General features: G+C 39.2%; 25 protein-coding genes. 11 read left to right on the forward strand and 14 right to left on the reverse strand.

Features of this window, described 5'->3' with window-relative positions; translation table 11 throughout:
* The first annotated feature begins 142 nt into the window (after positions 1–142).
* Positions 143–472 (forward strand): four-helix bundle copper-binding protein, encoded by a 330-nt coding sequence (locus ACFX40_RS20800; RefSeq protein WP_377256147.1) that lies wholly within the window; start codon positions 143–145, stop codon positions 470–472.
* An 83-nt stretch (positions 473–555) separates the two neighbouring features.
* Here the strand turns inward: ACFX40_RS20800 and ACFX40_RS20805 are convergent, their stop codons facing one another.
* Positions 556–1398 carry a LysR family transcriptional regulator gene (locus ACFX40_RS20805; RefSeq protein WP_377256150.1) on the reverse strand — a complete coding sequence of 281 codons (843 nt, stop codon included), beginning with the start codon at positions 1396–1398 and terminating at the stop codon, positions 556–558.
* Positions 1399–1515: 117 nt separating this feature from the next.
* Between ACFX40_RS20805 and ACFX40_RS20810 the strand changes: the two genes are divergently transcribed.
* A complete protein-coding gene (locus ACFX40_RS20810) occupies positions 1516–2259 on the forward strand; it encodes an SDR family NAD(P)-dependent oxidoreductase (protein ID WP_377256153.1) in 744 nt (247 codons plus the stop codon).
* A gap of 68 nt (positions 2260–2327) precedes the next feature.
* On the opposite strand, the gene ACFX40_RS20815 is transcribed toward ACFX40_RS20810, so the two are convergent.
* The gene (locus ACFX40_RS20815; RefSeq protein ID WP_377256156.1) at positions 2328–3059 is read right to left on the reverse strand and encodes a nucleotidyltransferase domain-containing protein; all 732 of its coding nucleotides are present in this window, start codon (positions 3057–3059) and stop codon (positions 2328–2330) included.
* A gap of 268 nt (positions 3060–3327) precedes the next feature.
* On the opposite strand from ACFX40_RS20815, the gene ACFX40_RS20820 reads away from it, so the two are divergent.
* On the forward strand, positions 3328–3582 hold the full coding sequence (locus tag ACFX40_RS20820) for an HPr family phosphocarrier protein (RefSeq protein ID WP_098332688.1): 255 nt from the start codon (positions 3328–3330) through the stop codon (positions 3580–3582).
* A gap of 163 nt (positions 3583–3745) precedes the next feature.
* Positions 3746–4801: an NAD(P)-dependent alcohol dehydrogenase gene (locus ACFX40_RS20825; RefSeq protein WP_098432395.1), complete on the forward strand. Its 1056-nt coding sequence runs from the start codon at positions 3746–3748 to the stop codon at positions 4799–4801.
* Between the two features lie 80 nt (positions 4802–4881).
* Here ACFX40_RS20825 and ACFX40_RS20830 read toward each other — a convergent pair whose 3' ends face one another.
* The 3 genes from ACFX40_RS20830 to ACFX40_RS20840 form a co-directional block, all read right to left on the reverse strand.
* Positions 4882–5271, reverse strand: coding sequence for a MerR family transcriptional regulator (locus ACFX40_RS20830; protein ID WP_377256159.1), 390 nt, complete (start codon positions 5269–5271; stop codon positions 4882–4884).
* Positions 5272–5519: 248 nt separating this feature from the next.
* A complete protein-coding gene (locus ACFX40_RS20835) occupies positions 5520–5696 on the reverse strand; it encodes an aspartyl-phosphate phosphatase Spo0E family protein (RefSeq protein WP_223260221.1) in 177 nt (58 codons plus the stop codon).
* A gap of 243 nt (positions 5697–5939) precedes the next feature.
* The gene (locus ACFX40_RS20840; RefSeq protein ID WP_013058178.1) at positions 5940–6128 is read right to left on the reverse strand and encodes a hypothetical protein; all 189 of its coding nucleotides are present in this window, start codon (positions 6126–6128) and stop codon (positions 5940–5942) included.
* 276 nt (positions 6129–6404) lie between these two features.
* Here ACFX40_RS20840 and ACFX40_RS20845 point away from each other — a divergent pair, with 276 nt between their 5' ends.
* Positions 6405–6932, forward strand: coding sequence for a cupin domain-containing protein (locus ACFX40_RS20845; RefSeq protein ID WP_016764982.1), 528 nt, complete (start codon positions 6405–6407; stop codon positions 6930–6932).
* 537 nt (positions 6933–7469) lie between these two features.
* On the opposite strand, the gene ACFX40_RS20850 is transcribed toward ACFX40_RS20845, so the two are convergent.
* The 5 genes from ACFX40_RS20850 to ACFX40_RS20870 form a co-directional block, all read right to left on the reverse strand.
* A complete protein-coding gene (locus ACFX40_RS20850; protein WP_377256162.1) occupies positions 7470–7625 on the reverse strand; it encodes a hypothetical protein in 156 nt (51 codons plus the stop codon).
* Positions 7626–7810: 185 nt separating this feature from the next.
* Positions 7811–8518, reverse strand: coding sequence for a hypothetical protein (locus ACFX40_RS20855; RefSeq protein ID WP_377256165.1), 708 nt, complete (start codon positions 8516–8518; stop codon positions 7811–7813).
* 15 nt (positions 8519–8533) lie between these two features.
* On the reverse strand, positions 8534–9691 hold the full coding sequence (locus tag ACFX40_RS20860; protein ID WP_028409489.1) for a ParM/StbA family protein: 1158 nt from the start codon (positions 9689–9691) through the stop codon (positions 8534–8536).
* Positions 9692–10029: 338 nt separating this feature from the next.
* Complete coding sequence (locus ACFX40_RS20865) at positions 10030–10164, reverse strand: hypothetical protein (protein ID WP_255256570.1); 135 nt, start codon at positions 10162–10164, stop codon at positions 10030–10032.
* Between the two features lie 131 nt (positions 10165–10295).
* Positions 10296–11168 (reverse strand): STAS domain-containing protein, encoded by an 873-nt coding sequence (locus tag ACFX40_RS20870; RefSeq protein WP_060745166.1) that lies wholly within the window; start codon positions 11166–11168, stop codon positions 10296–10298.
* A gap of 232 nt (positions 11169–11400) precedes the next feature.
* On the opposite strand from ACFX40_RS20870, the gene ACFX40_RS20875 reads away from it, so the two are divergent.
* Together ACFX40_RS20875 and ACFX40_RS20880 are read left to right on the forward strand one after the other, a co-directional pair.
* Positions 11401–11613, forward strand: coding sequence for a cold-shock protein (locus ACFX40_RS20875; RefSeq protein WP_034650169.1), 213 nt, complete (start codon positions 11401–11403; stop codon positions 11611–11613).
* 432 nt (positions 11614–12045) lie between these two features.
* Positions 12046–12573, forward strand: coding sequence for a hypothetical protein (locus tag ACFX40_RS20880; protein ID WP_034276337.1), 528 nt, complete (start codon positions 12046–12048; stop codon positions 12571–12573).
* Between the two features lie 200 nt (positions 12574–12773).
* Here ACFX40_RS20880 and ACFX40_RS20885 read toward each other — a convergent pair whose 3' ends face one another.
* The 3 genes from ACFX40_RS20885 to ACFX40_RS20895 form a co-directional block, all read right to left on the reverse strand.
* On the reverse strand, positions 12774–14285 hold the full coding sequence (locus tag ACFX40_RS20885) for a methyl-accepting chemotaxis protein (RefSeq protein ID WP_377256168.1): 1512 nt from the start codon (positions 14283–14285) through the stop codon (positions 12774–12776).
* Positions 14286–14302: 17 nt separating this feature from the next.
* Positions 14303–15946, reverse strand: coding sequence for a diguanylate cyclase domain-containing protein (locus tag ACFX40_RS20890; protein WP_377256171.1), 1644 nt, complete (start codon positions 15944–15946; stop codon positions 14303–14305).
* A gap of 453 nt (positions 15947–16399) precedes the next feature.
* Complete coding sequence (locus ACFX40_RS20895) at positions 16400–17734, reverse strand: SH3 domain-containing protein (protein WP_377256174.1); 1335 nt, start codon at positions 17732–17734, stop codon at positions 16400–16402.
* A gap of 344 nt (positions 17735–18078) precedes the next feature.
* Between ACFX40_RS20895 and ACFX40_RS20900 the strand changes: the two genes are divergently transcribed.
* The 3 genes from ACFX40_RS20900 to ACFX40_RS20910 all read left to right on the forward strand — a co-directional run bounded on the left by ACFX40_RS20900 (position 18079) and on the right by ACFX40_RS20910 (position 20046).
* Positions 18079–19290, forward strand: a complete 1212-nt coding sequence (locus tag ACFX40_RS20900; RefSeq protein WP_377256177.1) for an AGE family epimerase/isomerase — start codon at positions 18079–18081, stop codon at positions 19288–19290.
* Between the two features lie 133 nt (positions 19291–19423).
* A complete protein-coding gene (locus tag ACFX40_RS20905; RefSeq protein WP_028409496.1) occupies positions 19424–19726 on the forward strand; it encodes a hypothetical protein in 303 nt (100 codons plus the stop codon).
* 17 nt (positions 19727–19743) lie between these two features.
* On the forward strand, positions 19744–20046 hold the full coding sequence (locus ACFX40_RS20910; protein WP_155660409.1) for a hypothetical protein: 303 nt from the start codon (positions 19744–19746) through the stop codon (positions 20044–20046).
* Between the two features lie 46 nt (positions 20047–20092).
* On the opposite strand, the gene ACFX40_RS20915 is transcribed toward ACFX40_RS20910, so the two are convergent.
* Entirely contained in the window at positions 20093–21034 is a 942-nt protein-coding gene (locus ACFX40_RS20915) for a magnesium transporter CorA family protein (protein WP_025750842.1), read from the reverse strand.
* Positions 21035–21200: 166 nt separating this feature from the next.
* On the opposite strand from ACFX40_RS20915, the gene ACFX40_RS20920 reads away from it, so the two are divergent.
* A complete protein-coding gene (locus ACFX40_RS20920) occupies positions 21201–22058 on the forward strand; it encodes an STAS domain-containing protein (protein ID WP_098332678.1) in 858 nt (285 codons plus the stop codon).
* The last annotated feature ends 29 nt before the right edge of the window (positions 22059–22087 follow it).

Below are 22087 nucleotides of genomic sequence, written 5' to 3' on the forward strand. Positions count from 1 at the left end.
TACCCTCCACCCCTATATTCAAACGTAAAAAAATTACCTGCTTATTACTTAATAAGTTTTACAGCACTGTTTTATTATGTTTACTAAACCAAACGATAGTCTAATGTAATAAAGAGAAGAAAAAATAAGGAGGAATTTTACAATGTCTAACGGAAATTATCAAACTGTTATTCAAACGCTGCATGACTGTATGAGTGCCTGCAACCATTGTTTTGATGCTTGTCTAAAAGAAGAAAATGTGGGTATGATGGTGGACTGTATCCGTTTTGATCGAGAATGTGCAGATATTTGCGGATATTTGGAACAAGCTCTAGAAAGAGGAACGCCTTTCGTTGCTGAACTGGCTGGAGTTTGCGCCGAAATTTGCGAAAAATGCGGAAATGAGTGTAAGAAACACGATCATGACCACTGTCAAAAATGTGCGGAAGCCTGCTTGAAATGCGCGGATGAGTGTAGAAAATTAGCTGCATAATCTTTGGAACATAAGAAAGCTAGAACCCTTGAAGCGCATTTCAGGCATTAAGGGTTCTTTTTAGTGATATGGTAAGAGAAGATCTATAGACTTTCTAAAAAATGAATAAACTTTTTAAGACTTTGAGAGCGCTGCTTCCCTTTCTTTACTACAAAATTAATATGAACGTCTTCTGAAAGCTCTTGATATTCAATGCTTTTCATATCGCCACGAGAATTTACTACGCTAGCCGGGACTACACTCATGCCTATTCCATCACGGACGCCTCGTAAAATAGCTTCTAATGAATCAAATTCCATAATATTGGCTTTGTGTATATGATGTTTCTTTGAAAACTCTAATAGTCTGTTTCTATAGATGCAGTTTCCATCACTATTGATGAGTAGCGTTGGTTGGTCTTTTTCTTCTCTAGCTTCATATCGAGGTGAGATAAGCACCATTTTTTCTGCATAGTGATAAACCGTTTCAAACTGAGCCTCATTATAGGTACCGCTAAGAAACAGTCCGTCGATTTCTCCGTACGAAAGCATTTCTTGTAAGACTTGTTTTCTATCTGTTTTTATTTTAACTTCAATACTTTGGTGTTCTTTCAGAAAAGATGAGAATAAAGAAGGAACTTTAGTAGCAGAAACCGTCTGCGAGGCACCAATGATCAAGGATCTTTTAAACTTATTCGGATTAACTTCTGCTTTAGCTTCCTCCATTAAACGTAAAATACGCTGAGCATAGTTAAACAAAGCTTCCCCTTCATTTGTTAACGTGACTCCTCGATTCGTGCGTATCAATAATTTGGTGTCTAATTCTTCCTCTAGATTTTTAATCCGCTGGCTGATATGCGGCTGCACATATCCTAATACCCCCGCAGCTTTTGATAGTGACTTTGCTTCTGCCACGCATTTGAATATTCGTAAGTCTTGGCTTTCCAATTTTAATTCCTCCGTTGATATCACTTTAAATGATACCTCTCTTAGTATTACCTATTATATCCTTTTTTTCATCGAAGATATAATAAAAGATGTTAAGAGAAAGGAAGGTTTATAGAAATGATCGATTTTAAAAATAAAGTATTTATTATTACAGGCGGCGGCACTGGTATAGGCAAAGCAACGGCTTTAAAGTTAGCTGACATGGGCGCGAAACTTGTGATAAACTACAGCGGCTCGGAAACAGAAGCGAAAAAAGTTGTAGAGGAGATTATAGAAAAAGGAAGCATGGCTTTTGCTTTTAAAGCGAATGTAGCCAACGAGCACGAAGTGAATGAAATGATTCATCAAACCATTACACAATTCGGACGATTAGATGGTTTAGTGAATAACGCTAGTATTACAGCTCAAATCCCGATGAATGACTTAGAGTCTGTAACTGATGACGTATGGGACTCTTTACATGATGTAAACGTAAAAGGCATGTTTCACTGTGTAAAAGCAGCCGTTCCACATATGAAAAAGCAAAAGTCAGGGGCGATTGTTAATGTAGGAAGCGTTGCCGGTACAACTGGAATCGGCTCTTCTATTCCCTATGCAGCAACAAAAGCAGCAATTCATACGATGACTAAGTCGTTAGCCATTGCCTTAGCACCACATATTCGAGTAAACTGTATCTCTCCTGGTGCAGTCGACACAAAATGGTGGTCTGGCAACGAAGATAAAATGTATCAGCTGGCAGGAAACCTACCTCTTCAGCGTATTTCTTCTCCTGAAGATATCGCAGATGCTATTTTGTTTCAGTTAAAGCAAGAGTCCATAACGGGCCAAGTGTTTACGATTGATAACGGGCAAACTCTTTAAGCATACGTGAATATTCCTAAAAACAAACCCCACTACTAGCAAGAAATAGTAGCGGGGTTCTAACAAGGCTACTGATTCAACCTCTCTTTTCCCAGTGAAAATCCTTCAAACAGCCGGCCCCCATGTGGCGCTAACACTTTATCCACCAGTTGAATTACTTTATCTTTATCCCCTGTTTTATAAAAGGTATCAAATGCCTCTACAAACTCTTTACTAAAGCGTTCATTATAGAGATTCAAAGACCGGACAATCCATTTAGAATCCCCGATCCAATGAGCATTCGTTCTTAAAACAAATTCATGCGTTATGTAAGCGAGCGTGTTAGCAATAAAAAGTGATTCACCTTTATTTGAAGAACCAATTAAATCATCTAAGGCATCACTTATAAAATATCTTTTTAATCTAATCGTCTCTTCCGGCCATTTTTCGGGGCCTTTTTCTAGTAATTGTGCAGCTTCTTTTTTTATAGCCTGCATCACTCCTTTATCCGCTAAAATAATTCCCTCGGAAATCATTCTTGGGAGTGAAGGCCTAGCCCTCTTACAATCACTTTTAAAAAAGGCTTGGTATGAAGTCAGATTATGAGCAAAAACTTCAATTGCCCATCCAAATTCAATGAGGGACTCCCTAAAAGAAGAAATAAAATTATCATCAAAAATAACAAGATCAAGGTCGGACGTATGTGTAGCTTCTCCTCTCACCACGCTCCCGGCGAGTAATGCCCCTTGACAGTTAGGATAATGCTTAAAAATGAATTGTGTAGCTGCTTGCAGCGGTTCTAACCTTTTTAGCTCTTTCATCGTATTCCTCCAGAAAAACAATATATATTGTTTTTCTGGTTAGAACGTGGAAATTCCTTTAAAAGTAAGTTCTTATTTATTGAACCTTCCTGAACATGTGTGCCGTATTTTCATTTAGTTACAATCATTTAAATGACTAGTAGAAACGATTGCTGCTCTCCATACATTCATAAATGACTCTTTTATCCAAATTACCTCTTGCCTTAAAGTTAACTTTAACGGTTAAGCTAGTTTTATAGTTTTTAAACTACAAAAAAGGGGAAATACAATGCTGATTAAAAGAATAACGGTGCAGCTTTCTGGAGGACTTCAAGCTAGACATACAGCTTTATTTGTACGTGAAACCTGTTCGTTTCAAAGTGATATTTTTCTTTCGAAAGATGGAAAATGTGTAAATGGAAAAAGCATCATGAAGGTCATGGCTTTAGCTGTTAAAAAAGGAGATGAAATAACACTGCTGACAAATGGAGTGGATGAACACGCCGCCGCTCGCACCCTTGAAAAATTTCTTTTAACTAAATAGAGATAAAAAGCTGCTATGCTATCTCTTACTCTCCTTTTTTCATAAAATCATAGAAAGTAAAATTTTTTTCAAAAAAACTCTTGCTTTAAAGTCGACTTTAACGTTTAAGCTAGGGTTGTAGCTTTTAAATACATCAAATGACGAAAGGATTGTGTTTTTACTTATGTGTAATCAACATACAACAACATCACGTGTTCTAAGTGCGCCGCATGCAAAGGCAAAATTCGAGAACACGACAATTGAACGCAGAGAACTGCGAGCAGACGACGTTTTAATTGATATTAAGTTTAGCGGTATCTGTCACTCTGATATCCATAGTGCATTCGATGAGTGGGGCGGCGGAATATTCCCGATGGTTCCTGGTCACGAAATCGCGGGAGTAGTTGAAGCGGTTGGAGAAAGCGTAACAAAATACAAGGTTGGCGATCGCGTTGGTGTGGGATGTTTCGTTGACTCTTGCGGAGAGTGCGAGTACTGTGTGAACGGTGACGAGCAATACTGTACAAAAGGCGTTGTTCAAACGTATAATTCGTTGGATTATGACGGAAATCCTACATACGGCGGCTACAGCCAAAAAATCGTCGTAAAAGAAGGATTCGTTGTTCGTATTCCTGATAAGTTAAGTATGGATGCAGCGAGTCCGCTTCTATGTGCAGGGATTACAACATTTTCTCCGTTAAAGCACTGGAATGCTGGCCCTGGCAAAAAAGTGGCGATTGTGGGAATGGGCGGTCTTGGACATGTAGCGATTCAATTTGCGCATGCAATGGGTGCTGAAGTGACGGTATTGAGCCGTTCTAACAATAAAAAAGAAGAAGCTCTAAGCTTTGGCGCAGATCATTATTTTGCAACAAGTGATGAGACGACATTTACTGAATTAGCGGGTCGCTTTGACCTTATCTTAAACACGGTATCGGCTAACCTGAACGTGGATCAATACTTATCTTTACTTCGCGTAGATGGAACGCTTGTTAACGTTGGCGCACCGGCTAACCCAGATCAATACAGCGTATTCTCACTTATCACGGGACGCCGCAGCATTGCTGGTTCACTTGTAGGCGGCATTCGTGAAACACAAGAAATGCTTGATTTTGCGGCTGAACACGGCGTTGCTCCTATGATTGAAGTTATCGATGCGAAGCAAGTAGACGAAGCGTACGAGCGCGTTCTTCGCAGCGACGTTCGCTATCGATTTGTTATTGACATTTCTACCCTGTAAATTTAGAGAAAAGCGGGCAGCTCATTGGATGAGCTGCCCGCTTTTTATTTCTTTATGAAATAAGAAAAACAACCGGTAAATTAGGCTTTAGATGAAAGCTGTTCCTGATACTTTTGTTCTAATTTATCATAGTAGTCAATTTTTGTTTCTACTTTTCTAAAAGCTGCGTCCAGCTCTCTTTGTTTTTCCATCATTTTCTCTCTATGCTTTTCAAATATCTGCTTGCGCAAACCGATTGTATCATCGCCTTCTTGTGTTAATTCAACAATTTTATGTAATTCTAAAAGAGAAATATCCGTTTTTCGCAAGCAAATAATAAATTCTAGCCACTCGATATCGGACTCGCTAAAAATGCGATTTCCGTTCTCATCTCTTTTTATAAAAGGTAAAAGCCCTTGCTGTTCGTAGTATCGAAGCGTATGCGTAGGCAGCTCTACCTTTGCAGCGGCCTCTTTAATATGATATTCCATTCCACTATACCCTCCATCGCCATTCTTAGTACGGCGTTTGCTTTATGTATCCAAGCTTCCCTTTTCACGGGTGCTTTCAACTTATCTTCTAGGTTTCTACTATACGATATATATAGTAGATTCCGCTATTTTCTTTACTATGAGGTAACTGTATAAATAGTATTATAAACATTAAAGTAAACGTTAAGGCAACTTATAAAGAGCTGCCGTGAAGTCAGCAGCTCTTTTCATTTTTATATAAAATACGATTAATCTGCGGCCATCACTTTACTTAGTTCATTTAATAAATAATCAAGGGTTTGACTGATTCGAACTGTATTACGACTTGTAAGACCTTCTGTAAGTCCTAACATAACCATGTGCTCTCTTGCTGTTTCGATTTCTGTCATTAAGACTTGCATGACAACTCCTTTATACCACTTCACAGCTCATCACCCCTTTTTACTATACATATATCTCATATGCGGTAATCTTAAACCTATCATACAGGTTTTTGGGGGTGAATAGCGAGTTTTATAGCTTCAACAGTTGTATTTTTTATAAAGTAAATATACTAATATACTTATTGAAATAGAAAGTATCACTCCACTCTCTGCTCGAAATTAAGAAAAAGGCCTCCTAAATGGAGGCCTTTTCTTATTTCTTATAAAACAGTCTCATACAAAGCCTTAGCCTCTAAAATATTCTCTATAATACGAACCTTTCTCACACTCTATCTCATAGCGCAGCCTAGTTTGCTTTCTGTAAAGCTCTTCGGACAGCTCATTAAATTCACCTTCTGTGATAGATCCATGAATTAAATTGTTGAATAAATTATTAAGATGTTCAGTTAATTCTTGAAGTTTTTTTTCTTTCAATGAACGTCACCCTTTAAAATAATTTTCATCTTCTAAAATTATATCAAATAAAACGTTTTCATACGATATATTTTTTACTGAATTATCGTATTAAAGTGATGAAAGTATTTTTTAACGACCAAAAAAACAGACAAGAAGCTCAGATAAATCATGAATCACATGATTTCAGCAAAAAATAAGTGGATAAAGACCGGGGACAAAAAGGCAAATGGTATCAACCGTTTTGACAAAAGCATAGGATGAAAAGAAAAATTAAACGAGAAAAGGAGAATGAGTATGCACTATACACCTTATTATCATCAGTGGCAGACTCCAGTGTATTACGGCTGGCAGCCATATAGTTATTATGTGCCGAATCACTATCACACCAGCGAACAGTTTCAGCAAAGAAACGGTAAATTAAAGGACTACGGACCAAGGCCGTTTGTTATTAACATTAATGAAGCGTCAAAGCAAAACAATACGTACCGCACTGCTTTATGGACGGGAACACATTTACAAGTGACGTTAATGAGTCTCAAGCCCGGTGAAGATATCGGCTTAGAAATCCACCCTAACGTTGATCAATTCCTGCGCATTGAACAAGGGCAAGGCGTTGTTCAAATGGGCAAAAGTAAAAACAATCTAACCTTTAAACGAAAAGTCTACGATGACGATGCGATATTTATCCCTGCCGGAACGTGGCATGATGTCACCAATACGGGTACCACTCCGCTAAAGCTTTACTCCATATACGCTCCGCCAAACCACCCATTTGGTACGGTTCATGTGACAAAAGCAAACGCTCTGGCTGAAGAACATTAAAAATAAGCAGAGTGTTATGCAGGATTGGAACGCTTGTTCAGAATCAATACTAAGTAAATAGATGGATGTTAACTAAAAAAGCTCGCTAGAAAATCGGTGTATGACCTTTTCTAGCGGGCTTTTTTTAAACTTGCTATACATAAAGGATTTTGTAGCCAAGGAAAGAATTATAGAATTAACTAATCTTTTTAAACAGCTCAAAATAACTGAAAGGCAAACAGGCGATGAAATTATTTTATAAAATTCCCAAATCAAACGTACATCCTTCTCTTAAACTAGCAAGAAAAATTCTATATATATCTGTAGAAGCAGTCATTATGACCATGCTTGTGATTAAATCTTTTACTGTGGCTTATGAAAGCGACATAAATTTAATTCTCAGGCAGCTAAATGAACTAAAAGCTTCCATTGGTGGATTTGGCATAAACGAATCGTTATTTTGGTTTATGATAAAATGCAGTATCTTCACCATTGTTACATTCGATCTTTGCTTATACGTCCGAAAAATGCTAAAAAGAAACAAAAGAGCTTTATGATTTATACGCTAAAGCTTTTACATTGGACCGCTGTTAATTTCCGTGCAAGGCTTCGCTTTCCGCGGGCGGTCCATGAGCTTCCTCGTCGCTTGCGCTCCTGCGGGGTCTCACCTGCTCCGCTTTTCCCCCAGGAGTCTTCGCCTTGCCCTCCAATCAACAGCTAGAACCATTTAAACACATGAAACCTACATTCAGCATACCAATAAAAAGCCGAACAAGTTGGATTCACACTCAAGAATCAAACTCGTTCGGATCTTCCTTTAGCAAAAATACTTTTGCCCCAGCCTCATTTTTAATAGAAAAATAATAAAAGTAGAGGCATATCACGCCTCTACTTTCTATTTAGAAATCTACATCGATATCTTCTTGAATGGTTCCGGTCACTTTTTCACTTTTAATTAATTGACCTTCTTTAAATGTTTCTTCTTCCTCATTTTTAACGGGTTTCAGCTGCTTATAGGAAGGAGCTGACGCAGAGCCAAGCTCTTTTTTAAGCAAATGAATTTCGCCTAACAGCTCAGTTCTCAATGAATGAACTAACGATTGAAAATCGTCTTCCCGGCTGTCTTTCTGCCCGTTTTGTTCCACAAGCTTCGCTACATAATCCTGAAGTTCTTTTGCCTGCGAGGCCTCATACTGCTCACGATTTGCAGCAAGACGTGAATTCATTTCTTTTTTTAGTAAGTCAATTTCGCCCAACAGCTCTTTTCGAAGTGAATGAACGAGCGTCTCCACTTCATTTTCTTTGCTCTTTTTTTGCAAGTCTTGCTGTATGAGTCTTACTATATAGTCCTGCAGCTCGCTTGCCTGCTGTTTTTCTTTCAGAAATGATGACACTTCTGACGGAATGTCATCAGTGTCGATTGTGAAATTTGCACCTTCATCTCTATTACTTACGGTCTTTTCCCTTGCTCCCATCATATCTGCTGATAGATTGCCAGCTGTCAGAAACGCATTTGATAGTAAGTAAAACGGTGCAGCCACCTGGGAGCTTAGCTGACCGTACCAATCATCTAGCGCTTCCTTAAGGCGAGTGTGTTGATGACTCATATATGCTCCCCCTTTTTAAGCATGAACCGCTGCGTTTGTTTCATGTCTGCTTAAAATTTCAAGACCGTATAAGTTTAATTTGCGAGTCTCCGGCAAGAAAAGATGATTTTCTTCTCTGATTTCTTCCCCGTACATGTTATCAATCTGCTCTGCAATAAACTGTTGAAGGATAGGAGCCAGTCCTCCAATATAAATATATTTATAGACTTTATCTTTTGGCGATGGAAATAGATTTTCAATTTTCGTTAATAAAATTTGCGTGTATTCTCTAAGCGAAGCGTGAATAGGCTCCGTGAGATCTACTTTTTTCCCGCTATTGCCGTCTCTTTGTTCCATTTTTGCTTTATGGATATTGGCAATAATAAACTCTTCTAATGAACGAACATCATCAAAATACTCAAGCAGCTTTTCATTTCTTAGCTTTTCAATATGCTTCAAATATGAAATATCCGTAAGACACTTCAGCGAATTTCTGCTTTTAGGAGCTTGAAGTCCTGCAGGAAGCAGCGCAAGGTCAACTGTGCCTCCGCCCAAATCTACAATTAGCGTTTCAAAATGTTTGAATGCATTTGCTTCTTCTCTATCTTGTAATTCAAAATCTTTTTTGATCGCCCAGCGAGCTACTTCGCTTTCAATACGGCATTTGCTCGTTTCAATGTTCACAGTGAGCGTTTTTTCTAACCCAGGAGTCAATACCGTAACCGTGTGCTCTCCTTGAAAACGTTCGGCCATCTTCTGCTGCATTTCACTGAATTTATTTGTTTTCTTAAGCAGCCAAATCGGAAGCATAGTCGAGAAATAATTAATCGTCACATGATTATCCTCTTTGTCTTTTCCTTTAAGTATGTTGTAATAAGCAACTGAAGCTAAAAACATCACATAAGGAATATCAGATTCAGTTTTATTATGTAACTTATTAATATGGATATTGCCTAGCACATGTTTCTCTGCTGCGTCTCCTACTAAATAATACTTTTCTACTCCTTCGATTGTTGTAGAAATCAGTAAATTTTGAAGAAGTAATTCCGGTTCATTTACGCTTGAAGGAAAATGACCCTCTGCCTGATCTTTGGTGATTTCTACTACGTTTGTAGGAATTTCATAGTAATAACCATCCACTAGCGTTTGAAAAATTGAGTTACCAAAATCAACGTTTTGACGTTTGATATCCATCCTTGTTTCTCCCCTTTATCTTTTCGTGACAACACTAATAAGTATATATTTTCCTCATTTGTTTGTCTAAGTATTTAAATAATTTATGTTATTCGAAATTGACAATTAATTAATTTTAGACGGCTACTGTAATTGAAAAGCACTTGAAATGCTTCTTTTTACCAGTACCCATTTTTACAAGGAATATAACATGTGACGCTGTGACTTCCTCTTAAATTTTTCGTAATATAAGCCTTTCTTTTATTTTTTAGAGACACGAGAAAACTAAGAGATGGAAACATAATTAAATCAACCCAATCGAAAGACGAACAAATGAGATAAATGAGTTGGACTGCTTTTTACACCGCTGGTGATTTCCGTGCAGGACTTCGCTTTCCGCGGGCGGCCGGTGAGCCTCCTCGTCGCTTATGCTCCTGCGGGGTCTCACCTGTTCCGCTTTTCCCGCAGGAGTCTTCGTCTTGCCCTCCAATCACCAGCTAGAAGCAGTTACATACATGAAACCTACGTTCACCATAACAACAAAAAACCCAAACCATCAATCAGATTAACGGTTTGAGTTTAACTTCAACTAACATACTTTGTCTGAGCCTCTTCCTTTTTTTATTCATTGAAAAGGCCATTTGTTTGGTTTTCTTTGCGGATTTTCTGGCAGTTTGCTAAAGCCTATTTCTTCAAGGCCTTTTTCTAACGTCGCTCTTGTTTTGATTGTTCCAAAATCCACGCCTAAATCCACAACGGTTTGCGCGATTTCCGGACGTATTCCGGTAATCATCGTTTTAGTTCCGATAAGCTGTAAGGCTTTTACAATTTGAAAAATATTGTCCGCTACCATCGTATCGACGATAAGAACACCTGAAATATCAAATATTAAATAACTCAGCTGCAGCTGAGCGCTTTTTTCTAAAGCCGTTTCCATAATAAGCTGGGAACGATGCGTATCAATTTGTCCAACGATTGGCATCACAGCGATTCCTTCAGAAAGAGGAACGATGGGAACTGATAATTCTTCTAGCGCTGCATACGCGCGTTTTATGGTGTCCGTATTATGTTCTTCATAGATTTCGACAAATATATGATTAAGCTCATCAAGCATCGGATCAATTTTTTTACTTACATCAAGCATCGTAATAGGAGCAAACTGCTTCTGCTGCAGTTCTTCTGTAAAAACACCCCATATCACTGTTCGAAACAGCGCAAGCGATTTTAACGCTTGACTCAAAGAAAGTCCGTTTTCCACAGCCACTTTTCCTATATCTGTACCCCACTGAACGATTTTCTTTAAAACGACCGAGCGCTCCTCGAATAACGACTCGCCTAAATACTCAATGAGTTCCGCTCTCCATTTTAAAACTTCGCTTTCTTCGTGGTAAACAAGCTTCCGCTTATATTCAGAGTCCATCAGATCAGAAAATTGTATCGCTAATTCCTGCTTATTATCGATAATTTTCTTCCCTATATATAATAACTCATCCCTCATTTTTTTCTTTATCTCCTTTAGTTAGCAGAATTAACGATTACATTTTATAACAATAGTTATATCACATACAATATAAAAATATAACCGAAATGAAAAAATTGTTAAGCCCTCCCTATTTACTTTTACCCCTCTTCTTCTAATCGGTATACCTGCCATAATAGGATTGAAATTTCAGCGTTTGGGTAAAAAACTACTATGAATTTATTTCTATACTTATAAGGGGGCTTTTTCAATGAACAAACATAAGGGAACCGTTAAATCTTTCAACGAATCAAAAGGATCTGGATTTATTACACCCGAAGACGGATCAAAAGAAGTGTTCGTTCACTCCAATGCGATTGACCGTGAGGAATATAAAAACCTGGCAGAAGGACAAAAAGTAGAGTTTGAAATCCAAGAAGGAGCTAAAGGACCCAGCGCTATAAAAGTACACCCCGTTGACTGATAGAGTGACATTTACATACAGGTTATGGGTAGACTATCGAATCATATACTCTTCGAATCCAAAAACACCTCTTCGACTTTTGTTCGAAAAAGGTGTTTTTTTATATGCTGCAACTAATTCTACATTCAAAATTAGTTACTATTAGCTATTAAAAAAACAGTTCTAAAGTTATCGGACAAGTATCCAAACATTTCCTCTATGAGTGAATATAGTATAGAGTACTGCAAAGAAAGGGTGATTATTATAAAAAAGTATTATTTTAATTACAATGATAAAGATGACAAATATTATGTGGAAAAATCTTATCCTTATAAGAATAAGAAGAAAGCTCACGATAATTTAAAAGAGCAACATCAAGAAGATGCCCCTGAGGAAGCACGCGGCTGGGCTTATGGACGTGAAGAAGATAGCCCTGAGGAAGCACATGTTTGGATGTATGGACGCGATGAAGATATCTATGAGGAATCACATGACTGGGCTTCTAAATGTAAAGAAGATAAAGGCAAAAAAGGAAACACGCGTGAATCTGCATTTAGAGCACTCAATTTAACGATGCCTCAAAATGTTCCTGCCAATACGTTTGTAAAAGCAGTTTTCCCAACTGAACAATTTGATTTAGCAAATGAATATAACCCGATTACTTCTACCTTCCGCCCCAAAAAAGATGGCGTATATTCCATCATTGCTACAATTGGATTCTCTCCTAACGACCAGATGCTAGATTATAGAACTCGTATAGAAATACGTGTAAATGGGACAACTGCTATCGCTATCGATAACGATTTCTTTGGCGGGAACACACCGTTTGTTAATGCGGTATCCGTGTCTACTATTTACAATTTAGAAGCTGGAGATCGTGTTGAAGTTTTTGTTCAAAGCAGCATAGCTGGCACAATCGTCACATCCGAAGATGGCTCACATTTTGAAGCAGCGAGATTTCCTTCTCCAACAAATAACTAACACTAGCTTTTAGCCAAAAGCATCAATCCCCTCTTTTTAGATCGCTTCATTTTTCTAAAGGAGGGGATTGATATGAACATTAGTGGTCTAAAGGTCCATAGGAACTTTTTAAGCGTTTGTATGTACATAATTTTTTAGTGGATTTATAACATTAATTCAGTGTATCAAATCATGTACTTCTATGTAGTTTGCTGCCTCACTCACGCTTGCTTCGCTAACTTTTCCGTTACGCTGCCAAGCTCTTCAACTAATCCACTTAAAAATTCCGCCGTCTGGTCAATGATCTGCAGCGATTGCAGCTGACGCACGGAAGCAGAAGAAATGTTGCTGCTGCTTGCAGCCGATTGGCTAGCAAAAGCGGTCATATCGCTGACGGCATGGAGCACCTGCGTAGATCCGGCTGCTATTTGCTGAGCAGAAGCAGCCGTTTGCTGAATTTGTTCGTGAACGTACGCAGATGCGTCGGCGATTCGATTAAAAACATTTTCCGCTTCGTTGGCTAGTAAAATACCGTTTTTTACATCGGCTGTTCCTGATTGAATGAAGGCTACGGCTTGAGACGTTTCTTGCTGAATATGCTGAATGAGCCTTGCTACTTGTTCGGCTGACTGATTGGATTGTTCGGCAAGTTTGCGAACTTCCGATGCTACGACCGCAAACCCTTTCCCATGTTCGCCTGCGCGCGCTGCTTCAATTGCAGCATTTAGCGCCAGTAGATTTGTTTGTGCAGCAATGCCTGAAATCACACTCATAATATCGTTGATTTCCGCAGAACGTTCTTTTAACTGATGAATAACGCTAGCTGCATGCTGAACAGAAGAATCGATTGTATGAATTTGCTGAATTGCTTCTTGAATTTTTTCTTTTCCCTGCACGGCTTCATTTGCTGTTTGATCAGAAGCTTCGCTGACTACCGCTGAGGCCTCGGCTATTTTGGTTACGCCTTGCGCCATCTCTTCTAGAAACTCGCTGCTTTTTTGAGCCATTATTACCTGCTGCTCAGCTCCTGCCGCTAGCTCTTGCATTGAAGCAGACGTATGATGACTAGCCGTTTGTGATTCTTCTAAATTCCCCTTTAAGTCGTGAACCGTTTGTCTTACCTCCCCATTCGTTTCATGCAGTTTTTTCATCATGTCATAAATGATATGCTGCTTTTGCTCATTTTCCCGCTGAAGCTGTTCTGTGTATTTTTTCTTTGAAATAATTTGCCAAGCAGTTGCCCCTGATGTAAAAAGCAGATAAGCCGCGTGAAGGCAAAGCATCGAAAAAGAATAAGAAGACGTTCCGAAAATAATCGGCGTAAAAAATGGTACGAAAAATCCAGCTAGATGCTCGATGACAAAAATACCCGTCATTAACAATAACAGCTTTACATTTTCATAGTAGGAAAGAATAGCTATCACCATAAAAATTGAAAAATGATACTCGACCATTCCTCCTCCGCCTACAACCGTGCTGATACTTGAAAACGTCAGCGTTAGCGTCACAAACGCAGGTACTAGGTCGTGTTTTTTAACGTACAGCACAAGCAGCACGCCAAGAAAAAGAATAGGAAGCATCAAAAAGATCAATGACACTTCGCCTGGCGTTGAATTATGTTCCATGGACATGCCGGACATGCCCATCGGCCAAATACGATGAATGATATGTACAAGCAGAGAAAGTATCACTGCTCCGCTTGATAAAACAACCATTAATTTATGTTTATTCATATTTATCCCTTTCTATATTAGACAAAACTTTCTTTATCTATAGAATCGGCTGCAGATTGGTTTTTTTTATAAAAATTCACGTTATTTTTCCCCTGTCGTTTTCCTTCGTACAGCGCTTGATCCGCCTGTTTTAACAGCTCTTGAAACGATTCTCCGTTTTCTGGATAATAAGCGGCTCCAATGGTCGATGTAGCTGTAAAGATGCAGGATTCAATACTCCATTCTTTTTGAAGCTCTCGGTGAATTCGTTCCATAATTTGCTGTATTTCCTCACGCCTTTCAATCTGCCGAAGCAAGATAACAAATTCATCACCTCCAAGGCGATAAACTTCGTCACATGCGCGAATGCAAGACGTTAAACGATGCGCGTACTGAATTAAAAATGCATCGCCAATATCATGACCAAATTGATCGTTCACTTCTTTAAAATTATCACAGTCTAAAAACAGCAGGCCAAACCTTTCGTTTTGCTCGATCGCAGCCTGTACTTGTTTTTGCAGCATCATTCGATTCGGCACCCCCGTCAAACTGTCATGAAATGCCTTAAACTTCAGCTGATTTTCTAGGTTTTTTTGCGCAGTAATATCGGTTTGAATCAGCACGTAGCTTGAGATTCGATGATGAATATCTGTCAGCGGAACAATGGTCTTATGGCTCCAGACGATGACGCCTTCTTTGGTTATGCTTTTGACTTGCCCTCTCCAAACCTTTCCTTGTCCAATACTTTCAAGAACCCGCAGGTCATAGCTTACATCGAGTAACTCATATGATTGTCCAATTAGCTCTTCTTCTTCATAACCAAATATCGTACAGAACATATCATTGACATACCTAATCGTTCCATACGGATCCAGAACGCTTACGATAGCGGACTCATCAAGGGCATACTTCATGTTTGCTAAATCTTTCACCGTGTTTTCCAACTTTATTTCAGCTGTCTTTTCCTTTGTCACGTCCTGAGCAATCAAGTAAATACCAATCCATTCATTTTCCACTATGATGGGCACGTTTGTAACATATAAATAAATCTTTCCTTTTTCTTTGTGCCACGCTTGGATTTCTTTGCTGTAGCTTTGGTCGTATATGATGTGATGAAAAGGCAAAGCACGGGCATCGATCTTCAATTCTTCTAGAAGCTCCCTATAAGAACTGTTGATGATCTCCTGCGCATCGTACCCGAACATTTGCTCACAGGCAGGATTTGCTTGAACAATTTTACCGCTTAAATCCATCATACATATGGCGTTTTCATGGTTCATAAAAAGCGACTTATACTGCTCCATGCTTTGGGCTAATTCTTTTTTTAACTTCTGGATATTTTTACTCATGACTAATAGGTGCGTACTATTGTCGGCATCATCAAAAATTGGAGTAAGCGTTGTTTCAAACGCTTCAGCTTCATCTGAGAAGGTATTTATGTCATGGTAGGTAACTGACTTTTTTGTTTCCATCGCTTTCATATAGTAAGGGTAAAGGGAGCGATACGCCCGCTCAGAGAGGACGCTTTCTAGCCGCATGCCCGCTTCTCCTTGGCACCGTACAAGCTTAGCAGCCGCTTTATTCATTTTTTTATAATAAAGATGTTGGTTCTTTACTTCCGCTAAAAAAACCAGCTCATTCATTTGATCAAAATAAAATTCAAACATATGATCTTTCAACATGGTAGGATGCATCTCCTTCGTTTTTTCACAGATGAACGCCCCCTGTACTTTACACTTCTGTATGAAATATACACTAGATCTTTTCACACACAAACACAACTTTAAATGTACAAACAGTAGTTCTTTTGTATCATTACCTACCCTCCTTCACAAGAAGGGTAAACATGATGAACAAAAATAAAAGAGATTAAAGCATACCTACATCCATCCAATCTAAAAACGAACAAATGGGATAAAGCAGCTAGTATGAATCACTTGTTCCAACGCTGTTAATTTTTTGCTGGCGGCCGATGAGCCTTGCCCTCTATTCAGCATTTAGAAGTCCCTGCATATATGAAACCTACCTTCATCAAAACAATAAAAAATCCGAACGCGTTTGATTCTCTATCAAGAATCAAACGCGTTCGGATTTTCCTTCAACTAATCTGCTTTTATTCTAGCTTCTTTTTTAAACTACTTAATTCCGTAATATTCTTCAAGCGTAATTCCTTTACTCTTAATCGCTTGCGCCACTGGTTTGCCTACATATCGCAAATGCCACGGCTCATATTTATAGCCGGTTACCGCGTCTTTCCCTTTTGGATAACGAATAATAAATCCATATTCTGCTGCGTGGGCATCGAGCCAAGCTGCTTCTTTTGTTCCGCCAAAGCAGTCTTGAGCAGCACATGTGCCGTCTCCTTTTGTTACATCAATTCCAAGACCCGTTTCATGTTCACTCGTGCCTGGCAATGCGCTATAAGTTGCCGCTTTATCATAACCGTCTCTTTGAACATACGAACTAAAAAGCGCGCTTTGCGTTGCATGTGAACGGTAAGCCGATACGCCAAGAAGCGTAACGCCTTGTTTTTTCGCACCCGCAAACAGCTGTGCAATAGCAGCGGCTGCTTCACTTCGCATTTTTTTCTTTTCCATTTGTTCTTTGAATGTAAATGGAATCGTTGTATATACTAAATCTTTCGGAACATAGTTTTCCGGAAGCTTGTTTTGTTTATTCACAACAACTTGGATGCTTTCAGGGTTCGAGACCACTTTCATGCCAGCTAATGCTCGTACGTATTGACCGCTTACATAGCCAACTTTACCTTGATACGTAATTTTCAGCCATCCGTTTGCTGCTTTAGCCATTACGTCTATCTGTGTGCCGGCTTTAAGTGTTGCGATAACCGCACCAGAAGTTGAAGCAGTTGTTCGAACATTTAAATTCGCCGTTGCCACATAGACAGAAGCCTCCGGAGCTGGAGCTGGAGCCGGTTCAGAAGAACCCGTTGATTCTTTTACGTACTGCGTGCTCACATAGCCCGTTTTGCCTTGATAGCTTACTTTTAGCCAGCCGTTCGCTGCTTGTGCTGTCGACGTTAGCTGCGTGCCTTGTTTGACCGTTACCACAATCGCGCTTGACGTTGAGGGAGCGCTTCGAATATTTAAATTTGCTGTTGTTACATAGGTTTTGGTCGTTGAACTCGCTGACTTTTTCACATACTCACTGCTTACGTAACCCGTTTTGCCTTGATAGCTTACTTTCAGCCAGCCGCTTGCTGCTTGTCCAACTACCGTTAGCTGCGTGCCTTGTTTCACCGTTGCAATAATCGCGTTGGACGTCGATGGGCCGCTTCGAATATTTAAATTCGCCGTTGTTGTATATGTTTCTGCCGCTGCGCTTGCTACAGTCGGCTCACCCGTAAAATGTAAAGAATGAAGACCTAGAGTTCCTGCCCCTACAAGTGTAAAAGCAAGACCTGTTACCGCTAATTTTTTGTAAAATCTTTGTTTGTTCACTTCTGTCATTTTTTATACCTCATTTGCAAAATATAATAGAAATATATGCTGCTAGTTTAATAGGTTAAGTGAAAACAGGATCCGATGTTTAAGCTCAACCTTAACTAAACAACATTAAGTAAAATTATTCGACGTCTAGAGGCTTATCATTACTTCGTTCCAGCTAGCACGTACTTTTAGAATACCGGATAATCGTGTCAAAAGTATATCAAAATATTTCAAACTTGTTTCCAAACTGATACATTTTCAACAAAAATAGAATAATAGAGCAGAAACAGCAAAAAAACCCTTACGTTTACTCCCAACTGCTTAGGGTAAAAACAACTAAAAACAAAGATTGAGATGGTGATAAAATGAACACGGCAACGGATTTTTCCCCAACTGCGTTTCGAGAACCTCACACATTAAAACAGCATATTTTTGATACGCTTCATTTCTACTATCCCGCTTGTATTGACAACAAAAACGGCGGGTATATCCATGAATACTACGACGACGGCACCGTCAACAACACGCATTCAAAGCATTTGGTAAGTACGGCCCGCTTTATTTATATCTTCAGTGTAGGGGCTCTTTTAGACGGACCGGATTGGTGCAAAGAAGCAGCTCAGCACGGCATTCGTCTTCTACAAAACAACCATTATGATAGAGAGCACGGCGGATATTTTTTTGAAATAGCCGATGACGGAGAAGTAAAAGATGATTCTAAACAAGCATATGGGCACGCTTTTGCTCTTTTAGCTTCTTCCGTCGCATATCAAGCCGGCATTTCAGAAGCAAAAGAAACAATTGAACAGGTATATGACGTGATGGAAAAGTACTTTTGGGAAGATGCGCACGGCTTTTACCGAGACGAATGGGACGCATCGTGGTCGGCTTCTTCTTTATATCGCGGCCAAAATGCAAATATGCACATGTGTGAAGCGATGCTTTCTGCCTTTGAAGCAACAAGAGATAAAAAATACTTGGACCGAGCGTACACGCTTGCAAAAGGCGTTACGCAGCAGCTTGCTGAACGATCCGGCGGCATGGTTTGGGAGCACTATGATACAGACTGGCAGCCGGATTGGGACTACAATAAAAACAATACAAAAGATGAATTTCGGCCGTACGGCTTTATACCAGGACATCAGTTTGAATGGAGCAAGCTGCTTTTATGGCTTGATCGGCACCGTTCGGAAAACTGGATGACAGAACGTGCAAAAGATTTGTTTGATAAGGGCTGGAACCGAGGCTGGGATGCTAAGTACGGAGGTCTTTACTTTGCGCTGTCGCCTCAAGAAGAGGTCATTGACCGGGACAAAAACTACTGGGTGATGGCTGAAGCCATTTCTGCGGCTTCACTGCTCGGGGTAAAAACCGGAGACAGCGGATATTGGAAAGCATACGATGCCCTGTTCTCCTACTGTCAGAAACACTTTATCGATCACACACATGGAGGCTGGTATCAGCTGTTAAATCAGCAAAACGAACGCTACAGCTCGAAAAAAAGCCCGGCTCCTAAAGCCGATTATCACCCTGTGGCAGCTTGCTATCAAACGCTGATAGCACTGAATTCTCTTTGAGAGAACGCTCATAAAGAAACCGTTTTCTTCCAAATGCGTTTATTTCTTTTATTTAAGGGAATTTACTTACTAACAATCAATGTTTACACATTTTAGAAAAAGCTCGACTATATATATGCAAGGAGTGAGGACGATGTATTTTTACGCGTTAGCACAAGGCACAGATTCTGGAGATCCAGTAACACTGCACCATGAGAAGCAATTTTCGAAAAAAGAATTTTTAGAAATGTTTAATGAAGCATTAGATGAGTTGGATACGCATCCATCTCCAAGCGCTGTTGGTGAATACCTTTGCCGTGCGTACGGATTTCAAGAAATTGAAATCGAGACGGGTGTTGTATGCTACTGCGCTCCTTTTAGAAAGCTAGACGACTCAGATATTATAGAAGACCGTACGTACATGGATGCCACGACCGGAACACTAAAATACAACTAATCAAAAAGAAAGGTTGGATGCGTGTGAAGACCGTACAGAACATTTATCGAACGAGTGAAGCTGTACCAGAATCGGGCGCTTACGTTTGTGCAGAAGGTGAAATTAAACTCTTTCAAAAAGATGATCTTTTTACACCTTGCCCGCACACACGTGAATCAACGACGTGGAAGCCTGTAGATGACGCCTTTTCAACCGGAGAATTGGTTCCGCAAACCGGTCGCTATACCGACGAAAACGGCAATCAAGTAAAGCTAAAAGAAAACGATCTATTTCCAAGATGCCTTCGTTCAGGTGAGCCTACGACGTGGAGGCGAGGATAACAGACAACAAAGCAGCCGCTTATTAAGCGGCTGCTTTTATTAAAGCTTATTTAAAAAATGAATTCTTTTTTCTTCCTTTTAACAGATCGCCCGTCCACCCTTTCATTCGTAAATAGAGATAAATGGCAACGGTCGAAAGGACAATTAAAATGAGTGCATAGATATAGCCAAACTTCAAATCAAGCTCCGGCATCCCTTTAAAGTTCATTCCCCAAAGAGCTCCAAAAGCCGTTAAAGGCGTACTGATTGCTGTCAGCAGCGTTAAAGCTTTCATAATCTCATTTCCTCGATGAGTAGACACAACTTCTTCTAATTTAATTAACGCATCAAATTCTTTTTGATATTGTTCAATCAGCGTTAAGCCAATTTCAATTTTTTTACACATTCGCTGATATTCGACCGTTTGGTTAATTTTTTTATGAAACGCTTCTTCTATTCCCATAGTGACTTCTCGAACAGAACTGATTAAATTTGTCCATATAAGCAGGTCATACCGCGCTTTGTGAATTTCATCTAACACGTCGATGTTATTATTATGGCGCACTTCCCACAGAAGCTCTCTGAAATGACTTTCAAACTGATCAAACCCATTTAAATGTTTTTTCATAATTTCACCTAAAAGAATAAAAAAACTTTCCGCCGTGTTAGCAGACTGCTTCATGCGTTCAATCATTCGTTCATGATTGGTGTTCTCGAGGATTTTCAAATCAATTCCTGCCGTTATAATAAACTCCTCGGTAATATAAAAATGAAACGAATCGTAATTTTTTTGATCAAACGACTCCTTATGATAAATCAGTGAACCATAAATGAGCTCACTTTCTCCTATTACATCTACTTGAATATGATTAGAATTTTTCTTTTGAAGCTGCTGACAAAACCATTCATCTCTTGGATACTGATATTCTTTGATTATATCAGCTATTCCGTCTGCTTCTTCTAAATCAAACTGATACCATTTCCACTGATCGTTCGTCACGGTATTCATACTTTCCCTCTTTCCCCTTTTATTAGAATTTTTCCCTATATACAATCATTTAAAACCTAACACACAAAATAAACATACATTTCATATCCATCTTTATAAAAAAGGTGCTATAATAAATACGTTGCGCACCTGCGCCATGCTTTATCAGTTTGAGAGGAGAATAACAGTGAAGAAAGATATCGCTTTACGTTCTTATCTGCTAGAAAGTGCACCAACTATGACGGAAGAATGGTATGAATCTTTGGACAAAAAATCTTCTGAAGGCGTATATACCTCTAATGACCCTGACGTCATTCAACGCTTAAAAGCACAAAACTATGAATTTCATTTATATATTAGCAACGTCTTTATAGAAGATGAAAAAAGCTTTTTTGAATCTTTTAACACGTGGCTAAATAAAGTTGCCAAAGACCAACAGCATCTCAGAACCCCCATTCAAAGTATTATTAAAGAATTTATGAACGTCCGCAAACAATACTGCGAGTATATTCGCCGGTTTGCAGAACTTCATGATGACATTACTCAGCAGCACCTCGATGTATGGAATGAAAAAGTAATAAGGGTATTTGATATTATTATTTTGAAATTCATCACAGAAGCGCAGGAATATGCCTCAAACCGCCTCCGCTCTCAGCAGGAAATGATTCATGAATTAAGTTCACCTGTTATTGTGATTAAAAAAGACGTTGCTCTTTTACCGTTAGTCGGCGATATTGATACGGCAAGAGCCAAAATGATCCTAGAAAGCACGTTAAAACAGTGTGCAGAAAAACAAATCGCTCATTTGTATATTGATTTGTCCGGAGTTGTGATGATCGATACAATGGTCGCGCACGAGCTGTTTCAGCTGATAAATGCGCTTGATTTAATCGGCGTTAAATCGATTTTATCGGGCATTCGTCCTGAATTAGCCACTACTGCGATGCAGCTTGGTTTAAATTTTGAGCATATACGAATTAAATCGAATCTTGCTCAGGCATTAGAAGATGATTCAAAAATTGTAATTGCTTCTAGCACTCATTAATATAGGGATACAAACAAAAAACAGCCCCG

It is taken from the genome of Priestia sp. YIM B13552 (assembly GCF_042787775.1).
GTDB classification, from domain to species: Bacteria; Bacillota; Bacilli; order Bacillales; family Bacillaceae_H; genus Priestia; species Priestia megaterium_E.

Coding starts and splice junctions, on each gene's coding strand:
- ACFX40_RS20800 (WP_377256147.1), top strand. CDS start 143: ATGTCTAACGGAAATTATCAAACTGTTATTCAAACGCTGCATGACTGT.
- ACFX40_RS20810 (WP_377256153.1), top strand. CDS start 1,516: ATGATCGATTTTAAAAATAAAGTATTTATTATTACAGGCGGCGGCACT.
- ACFX40_RS20815 (WP_377256156.1), bottom strand. CDS start 3,059: ATGAAAGAGCTAAAAAGGTTAGAACCGCTGCAAGCAGCTACACAATTC.
- ACFX40_RS20820 (WP_098332688.1), top strand. CDS start 3,328: ATGCTGATTAAAAGAATAACGGTGCAGCTTTCTGGAGGACTTCAAGCT.
- ACFX40_RS20825 (WP_098432395.1), top strand. CDS start 3,746: ATGTGTAATCAACATACAACAACATCACGTGTTCTAAGTGCGCCGCAT.
- ACFX40_RS20830 (WP_377256159.1), bottom strand. CDS start 5,271: ATGGAATATCATATTAAAGAGGCCGCTGCAAAGGTAGAGCTGCCTACG.
- ACFX40_RS20845 (WP_016764982.1), top strand. CDS start 6,405: ATGCACTATACACCTTATTATCATCAGTGGCAGACTCCAGTGTATTAC.
- ACFX40_RS20855 (WP_377256165.1), bottom strand. CDS start 8,518: ATGAGTCATCAACACACTCGCCTTAAGGAAGCGCTAGATGATTGGTAC.
- ACFX40_RS20860 (WP_028409489.1), bottom strand. CDS start 9,691: ATGGATATCAAACGTCAAAACGTTGATTTTGGTAACTCAATTTTTCAA.
- ACFX40_RS20870 (WP_060745166.1), bottom strand. CDS start 11,168: ATGAGGGATGAGTTATTATATATAGGGAAGAAAATTATCGATAATAAG.
- ACFX40_RS20875 (WP_034650169.1), top strand. CDS start 11,401: ATGAACAAACATAAGGGAACCGTTAAATCTTTCAACGAATCAAAAGGA.
- ACFX40_RS20880 (WP_034276337.1), top strand. CDS start 12,046: ATGTATGGACGCGATGAAGATATCTATGAGGAATCACATGACTGGGCT.
- ACFX40_RS20885 (WP_377256168.1), bottom strand. CDS start 14,285: ATGAATAAACATAAATTAATGGTTGTTTTATCAAGCGGAGCAGTGATA.
- ACFX40_RS20890 (WP_377256171.1), bottom strand. CDS start 15,946: ATGTTGAAAGATCATATGTTTGAATTTTATTTTGATCAAATGAATGAG.
- ACFX40_RS20895 (WP_377256174.1), bottom strand. CDS start 17,734: ATGACAGAAGTGAACAAACAAAGATTTTACAAAAAATTAGCGGTAACA.
- ACFX40_RS20900 (WP_377256177.1), top strand. CDS start 18,079: ATGAACACGGCAACGGATTTTTCCCCAACTGCGTTTCGAGAACCTCAC.
- ACFX40_RS20905 (WP_028409496.1), top strand. CDS start 19,424: ATGTATTTTTACGCGTTAGCACAAGGCACAGATTCTGGAGATCCAGTA.
- ACFX40_RS20910 (WP_155660409.1), top strand. CDS start 19,744: ATGCGTGTGAAGACCGTACAGAACATTTATCGAACGAGTGAAGCTGTA.
- ACFX40_RS20915 (WP_025750842.1), bottom strand. CDS start 21,034: ATGAATACCGTGACGAACGATCAGTGGAAATGGTATCAGTTTGATTTA.